The sequence below is a fragment of the Rhodococcus sp. PSi06 genome (genome assembly GCF_054960675.1).
On sequence record NZ_JBHNYO010000002.1, the window covers coordinates 247,401 to 263,269 of the forward strand.

A 15,869-nucleotide genomic window follows, 5' to 3' on the forward strand; every position below is an offset into this window, starting at 1 on the left:
TCGGCGCACCACATTCTTTTCTCCACGGAAGGTACATTTTCCATGTCCGAAGTATGGTTTCTCACCGGCAGCCAAGGCCTCTACGGCCCCGAAACGCTCGAGCAGGTCGCAGTCCAATCACGCGAGATTGCTGACAAACTCGACAGTGCACTTCCGGTAACGGTCGTCTGGAAGCCGGTGCTGCTCGATGCGTCCTCCATCCTGCAGTGCATGCGCGAGGCCAACGCCGCCGACGACTGCATCGGCGTCGTCACCTGGATGCATACCTTCTCACCGGCCAAGATGTGGATTGCGGGCCTGAACGCGCTGGATGTTCCACTGCTGCACCTGCACACGCAGGCAGGAATGTCGCTGCCGTGGTCCACGATCGACATGGAGTTCATGAACCTGAACCAGGCTGCGCACGGTGATCGCGAATTCGGGCACATCGAGTCCAGGGTCGGCGTACTGCGAACCACGATCGCAGGCCACGTCGACAATCCGTCGGTCCGTAGGCGCGCGGAAGAGTGGGCACGTGCGGCGTTGGGGCGCGCCGAGTTGCGATCACTACGCTTGGCCCGCTTCGGCGACAACATGCGTGACGTCGCGGTCACCGAGGGCGACAAGGTCGAGGCGCAGCTGCGCTTCGGCGTTTCCGTGAATACGTACGGCGTCAACGATCTGGTGGACGTCGTCGACAGCGTCAGCGAGTCGGCAGTCTCGGAACTGGTCGACGAGTATCGGTCGCTCTACGACATTGCACCCAGCCTGGACAAGGACGGAGACCGCCACGACTCACTCCGATACGGCGCACGCGTCGAAGCGGGAATGCGCACGTTCCTCACCGACGGCGGATTCAAGGCCTTCACCACCAACTTCGAGGACCTCGGCGGGCTGCGTCAATTGCCGGGGCTGGCGGTTCAGCGACTGATGGCCGACGGCTACGGCTTCGGCGGCGAGGGCGACTGGAAGACGTCGATGTTGTTGCGCGGCATGAAGGTCATGGCCGAGGGGCTGGACGGCGGCACGTCGTTCATGGAGGACTACACCTACCACCTCGTCCCCGGTGAAGAGAAGATCCTCGGCGCACACATGCTCGAGGTGTGCCCGTCCATCACGACTTCGCGTCCCACACTGGAGATCCATCCACTGTCGATCGGCGGCCGTGAGGACCCGGTGCGGCTGCGATTCACCGCCGATCCGGGACACGGCGTCGTCGTGGGATTGTCCGACGTCGGCGAGCGATTCCGTCTGACGGCCAACGTGATCGATGTGGTCGAACCCGACGAGGCACTGCCGCAACTGCCCGTGGCGTGCGCTGTCTGGGAACCACAGCCCTCGCTGTCGGTGTCGGCCGAATCGTGGTTGACGGCCGGAGCGCCGCACCACACGGTGCTGAGCACGGCCATCGGCCTGCCTGTGCTGGAGGCATTCTCGGACATGATCGGCGTCGAGCTGCTGGCTATCGATTCCGGTACCACCACGCGTGGCTTCCAGCAGACTCTTCGATGGAATGCGGCGTACCACCGCCTCGCAGCGAGGTTGTGAGCCCGGGCCGCCGCGGCTACGGCCGCGGCGGTCAGCCCAGGGCGAAAGCCACGAGAAAACCTGCGGCGGTGGCCATTCCGACCCACCAGCCGCCGTCTCGGTACGCCTCGGGCATCAAGGAATCTGCCAGTACCGCCAGGGTCGCACCGCCGGCGAACGCCTGCACTGCCGAAATCCCGGTGGCAGGTATGACGTCCGAGAGCAGGAATCCTGCGACGGTCACCAGGACCAGGACAACCGCAGTCACACTCCACAACCCGAGGGCGCGGGCGCGGCCGAAGTTGTGTTGATCTCGCATCAGTGCCGCGCCGCCGACCGCCTCGGGAACGTTGCCGACGGCCACAGCGACCAGAAGTACGAGGCCGCCGCCGCTGGTCAGCGACACACCCAATGCGGTGTTCTCCGGTATCCCGTCGAGTACGGTGCCGAGCATCAACGCCCACCCGATCGCCGCCGGTCCGAGCCGATTCTCGATGAGATGGTTCGCGACCACGTACACCCCGGCACCCGCGAACAGCGCCGCACCGGCGATGACGATGCCGGACTGGGTGAAGGCGGGCTCGAACAATTCCGAGGACACGGCCGCGATCATCGTGCCCGCGCCGAACGCCATCATGGCCGCGAGCACTCGTTTCGGCAGTGACCAGCGCAGGCCGACAGCAGCCCCGATCACCAACGGCAGGGCTGTTCCGACGCCGTACAGTGCTGCTCCGAAGGCGTTCATACCTGCCTCACTCGGTCGAACGAGACGTGCTCCGTCATCCACTGTGGATGACCGGAGCCGGCGAGGTACAAACCGGCCTCGGCCGGTCAACCGTGGCGAGCGCGATATTCCTCTTCCGCCCCTGGATGAAGTGGAATGCCGCCTGTCATGACCAGCGAACGTGCGTCGAGAAATTGGCTGCCGATCGCCTGCCCTGGGACCAGAGCCGACGACCGGTCGAGCAGCACTCCCACCAACGCGGCCACCACCTGGTTCGGCACCGAGGGATGGGCCAACAGCAGGTTCGGGATTCCGACGGTCGTCACCTCCGGGTGCCGGCCGTACACGTCGGCCGGAACCGGCACCGCCTCGTACGCGGTACCGAAACTACGACGCAGGTGCGGGACGAGAGCCCCCAGATCGAGCAACCGGATCTCGGTGCGAGGGTCGGCGAAAGCCGGCGTCGGCAATCCACCGGCCCACATCACCGCATCGATCTCGTTGTCGGACAACGCAGTCGCCGCCGAACTCATCGACAGTTGCACTTCGCGTAGTGCGTCCGGACCGGAGATACCGGCCGCGTCGAGGATGCGCTCCGACACCACCGTTGCACCCGACCCGGGCGCACCGGTGCTCACTCGCCGCCCTCTCAGGTCACTGGCCGACAGGATGGGTGAATCTGCGCGCACAGCCACCTGGAAGTAGTTCTCGTAGACGCATCCGACCGCGGCCAGGTCCGTCTCGCGGTGGCTGTACGCGGCGTCGATCAACGTCATCGCCAACTCGGCACGGCCCGAGACCAACGCGTCGAGGTTGTCGAGGGATCCGGACGTCGTGAGCGGCACGACCTCGACCTCCGACAGTCCGGCCGCCGCGTCGGAGAGCAGGCCGGAGAACTCCCAGAAGAAGCCGCCCACCTCACCCGCCGCCAGGCGTAGTCGCATCGGCGGATCCGAAGCACAGGCTCCCATGGCGGCCGCGGCCACCGACACGGCACCGGCCCGCAGCGCCGTTCTTCGAGAGAACACCGCTGCAGGCCGGAGCATGCCACTCACTGTAAGTCGTCTCCGGTCACACGAAAGCCTTGCCCTGCTCTCGGTCGAGGACGGTCTCGGTCTTGTTCCGCAGAACGAAGATGTACACCAGGAGCGAGACTCCGATGACGACGGTGACGTACAGAATGAACCAACCGACGTGCCCGCCGTTCTTCGCGGCCTGGTAGATCAACGGCGCTGTGCCACCGAAGGCGGAGTTCGCCAGGGCGTACCCGAGCCCGACGCCCAGTGCGCGGATGTGCGAGGGGAACAACTCGGCTTTGACGATCGCGTTGATCGAGGTGTATCCGGTGAGGATGACGTAACCCACGCACACCAACGCCAGCGACTGCACCACCGACGTCGCCGACGGCAGGTACGTGATGAGCACGTAGGTGTAGAGAACGCCGCCGACACCGAAGAAGACCAGCAGGGGCTTGCGTCCCACTTTGTCGCTGATCAACCCGCCGATGGGCTGAAGCAGCATCAGGAAGATCAGACCGAACAGGTTGATCCACGTTCCCGTCATTCCGCGGTCCTCGTACGCCGTCTTGATCATCGCGGGTGCGTTGACGCTGTACGTGTAGAACGCGATGGTGCCGCCTGCGGTCACCAGGAAGCAGATCACCAGTGCGCGCCAGTGTTTTCCGACCAGTTCCTTCAGTGAGCCCGACGATCGATCTGCACCGCTGCGCACGGCCTCGAGCTGGTCCTTCGTCAACGACTCGTCCATGCTGCGGCGCAGCCAGAAGACGACCACCGCTGCGACGCCACCGATGAAGAACGCTATCCGCCAACCGAAGTCCTCGATCTGCGCCCGCTCGAAGAAGACCTGCATGAGCAGCAGCGTGACCTGTGCAAGGACGTGGCCGCCGATCAGAGTGACGTATTGGAACGAGGAGAAGAATCCGCGACGCTCGCGAGTGGCGGCCTCGGACATGTACGTCGCCGACGCTCCGTACTCACCGCCGGTGGCGAAGCCCTGGACCAGACGGCAGAGGATCAGGATGACCGCGGCCCACACGCCGATGCTCTCTCGGCCGGGGGTGAACGCAATGACCATCGAGCAGGCTGCCATCAGCGAGACGCTGAATGTCAACGCCGCACGACGACCGTTGCGGTCTGCGTAGCGTCCGAAGAACCATGATCCGACCGGACGCATCAGGAAGGTGACCGCGAAGATTCCGTAGACGTAGATGGTCGAATTCTTGTCCGCCGAATCGAAGAACTGATTCTCGAAGTAGGTCGCGAAGACGGTGTAGACGTACACGTCGTACCACTCGACGAGGTTGCCCGACGATCCACGCAGGGTGTTGTAGACGGCGCGGCGGGTCGCGGCGGGAGACGAGACCGGCGGTGTCGGGCGAGACGAACCAGCGGTCGAGGTGGCCTCGTTGGCCATGGGCAGGTCCTTCCACGGATAGCTCTCGGATGGGTCACCGAACGCAGATCGGCAACCGAAGTCCCTCTACTGTGACCCCCGGCACAGCCAGAACCAAGCCGTTTCTCAATTCCTAACATTCCCTTAGGACAGCGACCCGTTTCCATCTGCACGCGGGAGCAGCAATCGAACGATGAGACCGGACGGTCGGCGGGCCTCCACCTCGAGTCGTCCACCCACTCGGTCCAGCAGGGCCGCAACGATCGCGAGACCGAGCCCCGATCCGACTCCGTGCGCGCTCGAGGCTCGATAGAACCGATCCACGAGCAGCGGTAGTTCATCGGTGGGCACACCCGGCCCGGTGTCGGCGATCGACACGGCTACGTGATCGTCCACCGCTCGACAATCGATGTCGACGTCCGCGTCGGCACCGGCGTACTTGGTCGCGTTGCTCAACACGGCGTCCAGCATGCGCACCAGATCGTCCTCCGGTACCGCGGCGCGGTCGTCGACTCCTGGGTCGAATCCTGGATCGGCTTTCGCGAGGTGGACGCTCAGGCCGGCGACAGTCATTGCGCTCGACCAGAATTGGATCCTGTCGGTGAGCACGAACAGCACGTCGCATTCGGTGTCCTGCCGTTCGGTCGGGGTCTCCGCCGCAGCGAGCACGAGCAGGTCCTCGACAACGGCATCGAGCCGATCGACCTCGAGTGCCGTGCGCCGGTGCACCTCGGTGACCGCATCGGGTACTCGCATCCCCAACACATCCAGTCGAATTCTCAGTGCTGCCAACGGGTTACGCAACGCATGAGCGGTGTCGGCCACCAGTCGACGCTGAGCAGCCGTCGCGTTCTCCACGTCCTCGGCCATTGCGTCGAACGCACGCGAGAGCGCCCTGACCTCGGGTGGGCCGACACCGTTGTCCTTCTCCACACGTGGCGCATCGTCCGGAGATGCACGATCGTGGAAAGCGCTGCCGAACGATCGGACGCGCGTCGACAACGCCGTCAACGGACGAACGACCCACCGCGACAACGCACCGGCGATCACCGCCACGGTGACCAAGATGAGGATCGCACCGACGGCGATGACGGCCCAACCGATGGCGACGTCCCGACGCGCCGCGTCGGTGGAGGCCGCGAGCACCACGGCACCGTCGACCTGAGTTCCCCCACCGACAGGAACAGCCACCAGGACCGACGACGGCGACCACGGCGTCAGGCTCGACGGAAGACGGCCGCGTTGGTTACGCAAGGCACCAGCGACCGCTTGCTGCACGTCGGGCCGTGCCGCATCGAGACCCGACTCCGCACGTATGTCTCCGGAGCGGTCGACGATGACGATTCCCTCGCCGTACAGACTGTTGTAGCGCTGCACCGATTCTCGAATTCGCGGATCGCCGGACTCGTCCTCTCTCGAGCTCAGTTGGGCGAAATAGGTTGCCGCAGCGACTCGATTCTCGCCGAACCGCTGAGCACGCTCGCGCGCCAGCAACAATCCCAGGGGCACCGACAGCGCGAGAACGACGACGATGGAATAGATCATCAACACCACGAGAACTCGACGTCGCACGTCAGCCGTCCCAGCGGTAGCCAAAGCCGCGGATCGTGGCGATGGCCCCCGGCCGACCGAGCTTGGCGCGCAACGCTGTCATGTGCACATCGAGAGATCGAGAAATTGCCACATAAGCATCGCCCCAGATGGCATCCATCAACTGTTCGCGGCTGACAGCTTCACCTCGTCGCCTCGCCAGATGCGCGAGCAGATCGAACTCCTTGGTGGTCAGACCGACATCTCGTCCCTCGACTTCGACACTGCGACCGACCAGATCGACGACGACATCGCCAAGCTCGAGGCGATTCGCAGAGACATCACCCGCCACGCGACGTCGCCGCACCGCCACCTCCAGCCGCGCCTGCAACTCCCCCAGCCGCGCGGGCTTGACGACGTAGTCGTCCGCACCGCCGCGCAGAGCCCGCACCACCGATCGCTCGTCGTCCCGAGCGGTGAGCACCACCACGGGAACCGAACTCAGGGTTCGCAGCTTACGAAGGGCCTCGAGGCCGTCCATGTCGGGCAAGCCGAGATCGAGCAGCACTGCGTTCATATCGTGATAGCCGAGCAACAGGTCTGCGCCGCGGCGCATCCGGACAGGGTCATGGCCCACCTCGGTGAGCGCGTCCACCAACGCGTCACCGACTCCGTCGTCGTCCTCCACCACCGCTATTCGCATCGACCCCGAGATTAGGCCACGAGTGGGCGGCGGGCGCTGCGGGCCGCGGCGAAAATCAATCGATCGGAAGTACGACCCAGATCGGTGTTCACCTCGGATTCCGCGGCCAGCGTCGACAGGTCGGCAATGGCCGGCTGCGGATCGATCCCCTCGGCCTCGCCGCCCGATGCACGCAGGACACCGTCCATCTGGCGCCTCCTCGAGCGTTCGGACCGTTCCACCTGGCGGTGGGGGTCCTACTCGAGGACCGATCCGTTGTCGACCGTCCTCACCGGCGCATCTCGCCCGGCGACCCATCCGCACAGAGCAAGCGCAATCGTGACCGCGAGCAGAGCGAGAACAGGTGCCGTCCACGAGCCGGTCGAACTGTGGATCGCACCCGCCGCCACGGGTCCCGCTGCGGCAACGACGTAGCCGATCGATTGCGCCATGGCGGACAGGCTCGTCGCCGTCGATGTGTCGGGGGCGCGCAGATTCATCACCGTCAGAGCGAGCGAAAGTTGGCCACCCTGACCGAATCCGAGGAGGATCGCCCATACGATCGCCCATTCGACATTGCCGCCGAGTACACCGATGAGTCCGGCAACGGACAGGGCGACAACAGCCATCGCCAGAACGCTCTGGCGACGGAGCCGGGCGGCGAGGATGGGGACGGTGAGCGCCGTGGCGATGCTCGACACCGACAGCGCAGTCAGCAGTAGTCCCGCACTCTCGGGGGCCAGTCCGCGGTCGCGGTACATCGTGGGAAGCCACGCAATCATCGAATACGCCAGCAACGACTGCAGTCCCATGAATCCGGTGACGGCCCAGGCAACTGGTGATCGCAGAACAGCGGCCTGCCACTGCGGCGCGGATGGGGCCGACATGGTCGTCGTGCGGTCCACGCGGCGATAACGACGTGCGAGTACCGCCATGGCCACCACGGCAAGGGCGGACGGAATTGCCCAGGCTGCGAGGGTCGTGTGCCAATCGTGGAAGACGGCAGCATCGAGCGGGACGGTGGCGCCGGAGGCAATGCCCGCACTGGCACTGACCAATGCGGTGAACAAGCCCGTCATCAGCCCGATTCGATGCGGAAAGAGTAGGCGAATCAGTACCGGACCGAGAACGTTGGCAACCGCGATACCCATTCCGGCCAGCAGAGTTCCGAAGACGAGTACCGACCACCAGGGCACGCCCCGCAGTGCTGTCCCGACGACCACCAGCAACAGGCACCCCACCAGCACGGCGGGTACCGACCATCGCCGTACTGCGCGAGTGGCGGCGACGGCGAACACACCCAGGCACAGAACCGGGCCGGTGGTCAGCAACGCAGCCGAACCGGAACCGAGGTCGTAGGCCTGGCGGATCTCGGTGAGGACTGCCGACGCGCTCCCGAACACCAGACGCAGATCGAAGGCCAGCAAGACGATCGCGAACACAGCAATACCCGGCCCGACGGCGGACAGCGTCGTTCGGCCGGGCGCAGCGGGCGAGGTGTCCGGCTGTCGTGGCGAGTCCATAGGGGTCACCGATGCTCCCGTCCCAGAGATTGTGATCGACCGAGGTCGACCATCGCAGTCGCGGCCCGACAATTCAACCTCTTGGGCAAGATTATGACCTCATGGGCAATATTCATGGCACCGTCATGGGTACGATCATCGCCATGCCCGGCCATCCGAGTGACGACAACTGGATCGGACGCAGGATTGCACGCCTGCGCCGGGAACACGGAATGACCCTCGCCGTCCTCGGGCACAGAGTCGGCTTGTCCGCCACGCAGCTCTCCCGTATCGAATCCGGCGCTCGCCGGACGTCGGTGGGTACGTTGATCGAACTCGCCCGAGTATTCGAGGTGACCCTGAGCGAACTCGTCGCGGAGGAACCGACCCATGCGTTCCATCTCGTGCGCGCCGACGAACACGCCCCTCGCCAGTCGGTCGACGGTGCCATGACTCCGCTGTCGGGGAACTATCCCGGTATCGACGCCGTCCTGCTGACCATCCCACCGGCGTCGCAAGCGCCTACCGCCAAGCACTCCGGTGAAGAATGGCTCTACATTCTGGGTGGTCCGGTGGAGGTCATTATCGGGACAGACCAGCTCACGCTCGACACCGGGGATGCGCTGCATTTCCCCTCGCTCACCGCCCACTCCGTCCGAGCACTCGGTGACGAACCCGCGCGCGTGCTCCTGGTCTCCACCACCTCGCGTGCCCCACTGGCCTGATACGGCGATCCCGGTCGAGGTCCCGGCCAGTAAGGTCGGAGGATGACTGTGCGAGCGGGTGTGGTGGTCACGGGAACCGAGGTTCTGGCCGGCCGGGTCACCGACCGAAACGGCCCATGGGTTGCCCGACAACTTCTGGAACTCGGCGTCGACGTCGCACACATCACCGTCTGCGGCGACCGACCCGAGGATCTGACGGCACAACTACGATTCCTCGCCGATCAACGCGTCGACCTGATCGTCACCACCGGCGGCCTTGGTCCGACCGCGGACGATCTCACCGTAGCGACCGTCGCCGCGCTGTACGGCCGCGAGCTGAGCCTCGACGTCCAACTCGAGGAACGAATCACCGAGATCGTCGAGCGCTGGCGAAGCCGGATGAGCTCGGCCGTGGACTCCGAACCGCTACGGGCGGGAATTCGCAAGCAGGCGATGGTTCCACAAGGCGCACAGTCCATTTCGCCGACCGGCACTGCCCCCGGCGTGGCGATACCTGCCACCGACTCCGGGATGCTTCCTGCGATTCTCGTCCTGCCCGGCCCGCCTCGCGAATTGCAGGCGATGTGGCCGGAGGCACTGGCCAGCGCTCCCGTGGCCCAGGTCCTCACACGACGCGCGCAGATCCGTCAGAGCACCATCCGCGGCTACCGGCTGTCCGAGGCAGACCTCGCTGCCACGTTGCGGACGGCAGCGGTGGAGATCTCCGGGTTCGAGGACCTCGAGATCACCACGTGCTTGAGTCTCGGCGAGCTGGAGATGGTGACTCGCTACGCGGAAGCGGCGGCACCTGCGTACTCCGCCCTTCTCGATCTCGTTGACGAACATCACGGCGCACACGTTTTTTCGACCGACGGCACCACCATCGACGACATAGTGGCCGAACGGTTGTCCGGCAGAAGGATTGCCACCGCAGAATCGTGCACCGGGGGCATGATAGCTGCCCGCCTCACCGATCGAGCCGGGTCGTCGGCTTACGTCATCGGCGGCGTCGTGTCCTACGCCAACGAGGCGAAGACGGGCCTACTCGACGTTCCCGCCGACACCATCGAGCAGCACGGTGCCGTCAGCGAGACGGTTGCGGCCCTGATGGCAGAAGGAGCCTTGAACCGACTGGGCGTCGACATCGCGGTATCCACCAGCGGGATCGCCGGCCCAGGAGGTGGCACCGAACTCAAACCGGTAGGTACGGTCTGCTTCGCGATTGCCGTCGCCGATCGACCCACGGTCGCCCGCACTCTCCTCCTCCCGGGTGATCGGGCCAGTGTGCGCGCGCTGTCCACCACCGCGGCGATGCACATGCTCGCCGACGCGTTGACCCCGGACCGATGACCGATGGCACTGATCCGGTAGCGGCTCGCCGACGATCTCCCAAAGGAGTCGCCCGCAGATCGGCCATCCTGGAAGCCGCGCTGAAGGCCTACGCGACGAGCGACAGGCTCGGTCCGCGCCTACGAGACATCGCCGACGCGGCCGGGGTGACCGAAGCGGGCGTACTGCACCACTTCGGGTCGAAGGACGAACTGTTCGTCGCGATTCTTCGTCGCCGCGACGAGGCCGCTGCGTCGTTGCACGATCTCGGTACTGCCGACGGCCAGAATGCCTACCTGGCCGAGACGACCAGGACTCCCGGATTGACGAAGTTGTTCGTCGACATGTCCGCTGCGGCAGCAGATCCCGCCCACCCCGCGCACGCGTTCATGGCGGAGCACCGCGCCGCTGTCGTCGCCGTGATCGCTCGCCTCGCACCCGATGCCGATATCGACGCCGTCGAATCCCTCGCCGCACTCGCCGAGGGATTGCAATTGCAGTGGATCGCAGATCCGAGCATCGACGTGGCGGGGCGCATGCGTAGGTTCACCACCCTGCTGCTCGGTCTGGACCGGTAGCGCCCCGTCTTCACACCGGGCCGATATCCCCTGCCCAATCACTAAACCTTGCAAGATTCAGTTTTGATGCTATCGTTAGGCGAAGTAAGGGTCTGTGGTTTCACCACCCATCTCCCGTTGTTCGACGGGGACACAACTCGCCAAGGAGTTCATATGGTGCACAACGTTGTTCGACGAGTCTCGACCATTCTGGCACTGACTGCAGCGGCGGCAACCTCGGTTGCCGTCGGTACCGCATCGGCCGCTCCGCTTCCGGCACAGCTGACTCTCGAGACGTACAGCCTGCCTCAGGCGGGGTTCTGTGCCGCCAAGATCGACGTGTCGGTCCAACCCGGTGCAGAAGCGAACAGCTACGTGATCGTCGGACCGGACGTGCAGTACCTCGGCATCGGCCCGTGCAACCTCTCGGCCACGCTCAGCTGGAAGGAACTGGCCACCGGTAGAACAGGTTCGGACGACATCCCGGTCACCAGCGGACTGGTGAACTACGGCCTGAAGACCTTTTCGGGACACGGAGCCGTCGAGTACACGCTCACCACCAACGGGCCACACACTACCGACAGGACGACGGGTACGGTCCAGATTCCCTGAGAGGCGATCGGATATGCCGAGCAGCAGGAGGCACCAGTGAACAGAATCGGAACGGTTTCAGTCCTCGGAACGATCGGCCTGATCGCGCTGACCGGATGTACCACCGCGGAGACGGGACCGTCCGAGGCCGCGTCGACTGCGCCGACATCGGCTGCGCAACAGTCCGTCTCGGGCGCGCCCGCCGATGGAGGTACGACAGGCAGTGGAGAGTCGACGGGCGAAGACAACCCGAGCAGTGCGGTCGACAGCGTGAACGCGCCCTGCACCGCGGCGGACATCACGCCCGCTCTCGGGGACATCTTGCCGAGCGATGTTCAGATCAAGGTTCCTTTGCGCTACACCAACTCCGGGTCCGTGCCGTGCACCGTCACCGGTTTCCCCGGAGCAACGCTGCAAGGCCCCGACGTCGACGGCCTGGGGCCGCAGTACGACCTGGCGCGCAGCGACATCACCCCGTCGACCACCATCACCCTCGCACCCGGCGCGGCCGCAGTGGCCGACCTGACCCTCGGCACAATCGACAAGAACGACGGGCGGGCATGGACTCCCACCACTTTCCTGACCACCGCTCCCGGGGATACCACGGTGATGACACTTCCCTTCCCCGCCACCGTCGGCGTGCAGCGCCAAGACGGTGCCACGCGTCCCGCAAGTTACATCGGTGCGTTCACCGGACCCGTCGACTGATACCGAAACGCCGACCGGGTGTAGTTCTGCGGTCGGCGGGGCACTCCCACAAGGTCCATCCACAGGCGACCCTCCGCCTCGACCCACAGGAGATTCCATGACGATGCCGAGCGATGCCAGCGAAGCCGTTCCGTCCCACGGCAGTAACGACGGCCCCCGGGAACACACCTCCGAGGCCGACGCAGTCGAGGGTGCTCACGTGGACGAGGAGAATGTGCCGCACCCGCCGACAGAAGAGGATTCGAAGAGCTGATCCGTCGAACCGGTGAGATCGACGTCCACTGAAAGACGTGGACGTCGTCCTCGGACGGTGAACACACCGAAATTCACTGGACGCTGCTGAGAAGATCATCGCTGTGATCGCATCCCCGTCCGCCCTGCAGTTTCGCCGCTTGGCACAGTCGTCGCCGTGGCGTTGGACAACCGTCGAGTTCGAGTTCGTGCCCGCTCGTCATACGTCGCCGATACACGCATGGATTCGCCGTCCCGGGTCCCTGCGAGTGGAAACGAGTGCCGGCAAGATCGTCGAATCGATCTGCGCAGAAGCCCCTTTCGCGGGAACGATGACCGTGTACTCGAACGGGGACGGCCCCCAGCCGAGTGCGAGGTGGCCGTCGGATACGACTCCGGTACTGGACGAAGAAGGGCTGGTGTCCGAGCTGCCGGCGGCAACCGATTCGTGGCTGGTGGACTGGGACGATCCGTTCTACGAAAACTATCAGTGGACCGCGATGCTCAATCCCATCGAGCTCACGCGTTCGGCGCACGATCGTTCGTCCACGGTGATGAGCACCGAAATATCCGGGGTGACGGTCGTCGAGCATGGTGGTCGCCGCGCCTGGGAGGCAACAGTGCGCACCACCGAAGACTACGACGCTCGGTGCGAATGTTGTCCACTGCTCAGTGGGCACTTCGACTTCGAGATCGATCGCTGGGTCCCGGGGCCGCCGGTCACCGTCAGACTCGATGTCCAGACCGGGATCTGTGTCTACGTCGGACCGACCACCGACGACCCGGCCGAGGACTCCGATATCGACGTCACGATCCTCGCCGTCGACGAAGCAATGGGTGACAGCCTGTTCGTACGAAGTGGCCGACAGTAAGTGACGACAGTAAGTGACGACCGACGTTCGGGGACGTCGTGACGCCCGACATCATCGATCGGCACCCGTACCCGAGGCCGGCGATATGGAGTCGACCAGCCGATCGATCACGGCCCGTGCGACCTCCGGCGATGGAGTGTGCGTGAGCAGTCCCTCCACGACGAACGTCCCGATGCGCAGCATGGCATCGGCCTCGGATCCGTACAGGCCTGCCTTCTCGATGTCGGCGACGAACAACGATTCGGCGAAGTGGTGGAAACCGTTGTGCCATTCTGCAATTGCTGCTGACGAGGCAACACGGTCGTGCACCGTCGACACCAGAGGGCCAACCCTGTGCAGCCGCTCCACCAGCCAGATCAGACGCTCGGCCAGCGGTCGATCCGCGACAGTCCGGTAATCCGCCGCATCCTCGGCTGCAATGGCGGTCAGTACCGCGACCAGGATGTCGTCCTTGTCGTCGAAGTACCAGTACACCGTGTTCGGGGTGATTCCGACGGCTTTCGCCAATCGGCTGATCGATGCACGATCGAAACCGTCGGACACGAACATCTCACGGGCGGCCGCGACGATGTCGTCGCGCTTGCTCTCCCTGTCGTGCAGTCCGCGATTCCTGGGCATGGGCTCAGTTTATCTTGAATGCCATTCAAGACACTGCTACCGTTCTTGATGACCGTTCAAGAGAAGGAGAACTGGCAGATGTCGAATACCGGACGTACAGCCCTGATCACCGGCGCATCGGCGGGAATCGGCGCTGCCTTCGCCCGCCACCTCGCCGCCGAAGGACACGACCTCGTTCTCGTTGCCCGGCGCGAGGATCGCTTGACTGCCCTGGCAGACGAGCTCGCCACCCGGCACCGAGTGCGGTGCGACGTGGTGGCGGCAGACCTGGCCGACAGACAGGCACCACGCGCGATCATGGAACGCACGAGTTCCCTGGGTCTGGACATCGACATTCTGATCAACAACGCAGGGATGTCGGGAAATTCGACGTTCGCGGACGCACCCTTCGAATCGCTGGCCGCGGAGATACAGGTGATGGTCACCGCAGTGACCGAACTTGCTCACCTCACGGTGCCCGGCATGAAAGAGCGAGGATACGGCCGCATCGTCAATCTCTCGTCGTTGGCGGCTCTGCTTCCACCCGCGGCCAGCCTGCTGTACACCGGCATCAAGTCCTACGTACTGGACATGTCGCAATCACTCGACATGGAGCTACGTCCGCACGGTATCCATGTGACAGCTCTCTGCCCGGGTTTCACCCACAGCGAGTTCCACGACGTCATGGGGACCAGGGAAGCTGCGGTTTCGAAACTTCCGGCGATGCTGTGGCAGAACCCCGAGGACGTCGTTCGCGAAGGATGGCGCGCGGTCGAGAACGGCACACCGGTGTGCGTGCCCGGACTGGTCAACAAAGTGACTGCTGTTGCGGCCAAGCCGATTCCAACTCGTATCGGGTACTACCTCGGCAGAACGTTCAATCCCTTCAAGTAACGAATTTCAATTCATACGGTCTTTGCCGAACAGAGGAACAATCGCATGATCGCCGACGACCACACCGGTTTCACCCGTACCGAGACGTCATTCGACTCGATCGGAGTTCGCTGCGCTGCTACGGTCTTTCGGCCACGCAGCCCGGCCTCCGACGCGCTGCCGGTCATTGTCATGGCCCACGGGTTCGGCAGTCCCCGAGCCATGCGCCTGTACGCCTACGCGGAGCGTTTCGTCGCGGCCGGTTACGTGGTGTGCGTCTTCGACTACCGATTCTTCGGCGACAGCGAGGGCGAACCGCGCCAGCTGCTGGACGTGAACGCGCAGCTCGCCGACTGGAGAAACGCTGTTGACTTCGCACGCTCACTGGACGGCGTCGACGAAAACCGGATTGTCGCGTGGGGGACATCTTTTGCCGGTGGCCACGTATTGACCCTGGCGGGCAGCGGCATTGGATTTGCCGCGGTCATCGCCCAGGTGCCCCACATCGACGGCATTGCTGCCGTCCGCGCGACCGGATGGAGACAAGCCGTGCGGTTGGCACCGGCCGCCGTCTCCGACAGCATCCGTGCTGTCCTGGGACGATCGCCTCGCTATGTCGACAGCATCGGACTGCCCGGCTCACGCGCTGTGATGGTCACGCCCGATGCAATGAAGGGGCGTGACCGTCTCGTTCTCGAGTCCGGACTGTCCGACGGCGATTACCCCGAAACCGTTGCTGCACGGATACTTCTGAAGATCTGGCGCTACTCCCCCGGTAGAACGATGGCTAGGATCAGCTGCCCTACTCTGGTGCAGATCGCGTCCGAGGATTCGGTGACCCCGGCGTCCGTCGCCCAACGCGCCGCGGCGAAAGTTCGCGGAGCCACGGTCCGAACCTACGTGGGCGGTCATTTCGACCCGTACGTGGAACCACTGTTCTCCTCGGTGATCCGAGACCAACTGGCCTTTCTCGCCGATAATGTGCCCCTGCTGGCTCGGGCGGTCCACACCGCCTGACCGCGCCGCCGCCGAGGCTCTGTGTCGCGCG

The 15,869-nt window shown here is 64.7% G+C and carries 18 protein-coding genes; 10 read left to right on the forward strand and 8 right to left on the reverse strand.

The genetic code is table 11. From position 1 onward, the window contains the following. Positions 1 to 42 precede the first annotated feature (42 nt). On the forward strand, positions 43 to 1,527 hold the full coding sequence (gene araA / locus ACFI9K_RS03585; protein WP_462662268.1) for an L-arabinose isomerase: 1,485 nt from the start codon (positions 43 to 45) through the stop codon (positions 1,525 to 1,527). 31 nt (positions 1,528 to 1,558) lie between these two features. Here the strand turns inward: araA and ACFI9K_RS03590 are convergent, their stop codons facing one another. The 7 genes from ACFI9K_RS03590 to ACFI9K_RS03620 all read right to left on the reverse strand — a co-directional run bounded on the left by ACFI9K_RS03590 (position 1,559) and on the right by ACFI9K_RS03620 (position 8,380). After that, positions 1,559 to 2,251 carry a ZIP family metal transporter gene (locus tag ACFI9K_RS03590; protein ID WP_462662269.1) on the reverse strand — a complete coding sequence of 231 codons (693 nt, stop codon included), beginning with the start codon at positions 2,249 to 2,251 and terminating at the stop codon, positions 1,559 to 1,561. Positions 2,252 to 2,337: 86 nt separating this feature from the next. Further along, positions 2,338 to 3,276, reverse strand: coding sequence for a TAXI family TRAP transporter solute-binding subunit (locus tag ACFI9K_RS03595; RefSeq protein ID WP_462662270.1), 939 nt, complete (start codon positions 3,274 to 3,276; stop codon positions 2,338 to 2,340). A gap of 25 nt (positions 3,277 to 3,301) precedes the next feature. Beyond that, positions 3,302 to 4,666, reverse strand: coding sequence for an MFS transporter (locus ACFI9K_RS03600; RefSeq protein WP_462662271.1), 1,365 nt, complete (start codon positions 4,664 to 4,666; stop codon positions 3,302 to 3,304). 123 nt (positions 4,667 to 4,789) lie between these two features. Next, positions 4,790 to 6,217 carry a sensor histidine kinase gene (locus ACFI9K_RS03605; RefSeq protein WP_462662272.1) on the reverse strand — a complete coding sequence of 476 codons (1,428 nt, stop codon included), beginning with the start codon at positions 6,215 to 6,217 and terminating at the stop codon, positions 4,790 to 4,792. 1 nt (position 6,218) lies between these two features. Further along, a complete protein-coding gene (locus tag ACFI9K_RS03610; protein WP_462662273.1) occupies positions 6,219 to 6,878 on the reverse strand; it encodes a response regulator transcription factor in 660 nt (219 codons plus the stop codon). A gap of 11 nt (positions 6,879 to 6,889) precedes the next feature. Continuing rightward, on the reverse strand, positions 6,890 to 7,066 hold the full coding sequence (locus tag ACFI9K_RS03615; protein WP_462662274.1) for a hypothetical protein: 177 nt from the start codon (positions 7,064 to 7,066) through the stop codon (positions 6,890 to 6,892). Between the two features lie 48 nt (positions 7,067 to 7,114). Further along, entirely contained in the window at positions 7,115 to 8,380 is a 1,266-nt protein-coding gene (locus ACFI9K_RS03620) for an MFS transporter (RefSeq protein ID WP_462662275.1), read from the reverse strand. A gap of 101 nt (positions 8,381 to 8,481) precedes the next feature. Between ACFI9K_RS03620 and ACFI9K_RS03625 the strand changes: the two genes are divergently transcribed. The 7 genes from ACFI9K_RS03625 (at position 8,482) to ACFI9K_RS03655 (ending at position 13,351) form a co-directional block, all read left to right on the forward strand. Next, positions 8,482 to 9,084, forward strand: a complete 603-nt coding sequence (locus ACFI9K_RS03625; RefSeq protein ID WP_462662276.1) for a helix-turn-helix domain-containing protein — start codon at positions 8,482 to 8,484, stop codon at positions 9,082 to 9,084. Between the two features lie 42 nt (positions 9,085 to 9,126). Next, the gene (locus ACFI9K_RS03630; protein ID WP_462662277.1) at positions 9,127 to 10,413 is read left to right on the forward strand and encodes a competence/damage-inducible protein A; all 1,287 of its coding nucleotides are present in this window, start codon (positions 9,127 to 9,129) and stop codon (positions 10,411 to 10,413) included. Continuing rightward, positions 10,410 to 10,970, forward strand: a complete 561-nt coding sequence (locus tag ACFI9K_RS03635) for a TetR/AcrR family transcriptional regulator (RefSeq protein WP_462662278.1) — start codon at positions 10,410 to 10,412, stop codon at positions 10,968 to 10,970. Before ACFI9K_RS03630 ends, ACFI9K_RS03635 begins: the two co-directional genes overlap by 4 nt. A 153-nt stretch (positions 10,971 to 11,123) precedes the next feature. Continuing rightward, positions 11,124 to 11,561 (forward strand): hypothetical protein, encoded by a 438-nt coding sequence (locus ACFI9K_RS03640; protein WP_462662279.1) that lies wholly within the window; start codon positions 11,124 to 11,126, stop codon positions 11,559 to 11,561. A 36-nt stretch (positions 11,562 to 11,597) separates the two neighbouring features. Next, positions 11,598 to 12,248, forward strand: a complete 651-nt coding sequence (locus ACFI9K_RS03645) for a DUF4232 domain-containing protein (protein ID WP_462662280.1) — start codon at positions 11,598 to 11,600, stop codon at positions 12,246 to 12,248. A gap of 97 nt (positions 12,249 to 12,345) precedes the next feature. Next, a complete protein-coding gene (locus ACFI9K_RS03650) occupies positions 12,346 to 12,501 on the forward strand; it encodes a hypothetical protein (protein ID WP_462662281.1) in 156 nt (51 codons plus the stop codon). Between the two features lie 103 nt (positions 12,502 to 12,604). Then, positions 12,605 to 13,351 carry a hypothetical protein gene (locus ACFI9K_RS03655; RefSeq protein WP_462662282.1) on the forward strand — a complete coding sequence of 249 codons (747 nt, stop codon included), beginning with the start codon at positions 12,605 to 12,607 and terminating at the stop codon, positions 13,349 to 13,351. Positions 13,352 to 13,402: 51 nt separating this feature from the next. Here the strand turns inward: ACFI9K_RS03655 and ACFI9K_RS03660 are convergent, their stop codons facing one another. Next, positions 13,403 to 13,969 carry a TetR/AcrR family transcriptional regulator gene (locus tag ACFI9K_RS03660; protein WP_462662283.1) on the reverse strand — a complete coding sequence of 189 codons (567 nt, stop codon included), beginning with the start codon at positions 13,967 to 13,969 and terminating at the stop codon, positions 13,403 to 13,405. A gap of 78 nt (positions 13,970 to 14,047) precedes the next feature. On the opposite strand from ACFI9K_RS03660, the gene ACFI9K_RS03665 reads away from it, so the two are divergent. Together ACFI9K_RS03665 and ACFI9K_RS03670 are read left to right on the forward strand one after the other, a co-directional pair. Beyond that, a complete protein-coding gene (locus tag ACFI9K_RS03665; protein WP_462662455.1) occupies positions 14,048 to 14,842 on the forward strand; it encodes an SDR family NAD(P)-dependent oxidoreductase in 795 nt (264 codons plus the stop codon). A 45-nt stretch (positions 14,843 to 14,887) separates the two neighbouring features. Next, complete coding sequence (locus tag ACFI9K_RS03670) at positions 14,888 to 15,838, forward strand: alpha/beta hydrolase (protein WP_462662284.1); 951 nt, start codon at positions 14,888 to 14,890, stop codon at positions 15,836 to 15,838. Positions 15,839 to 15,869 lie beyond the last annotated feature (31 nt).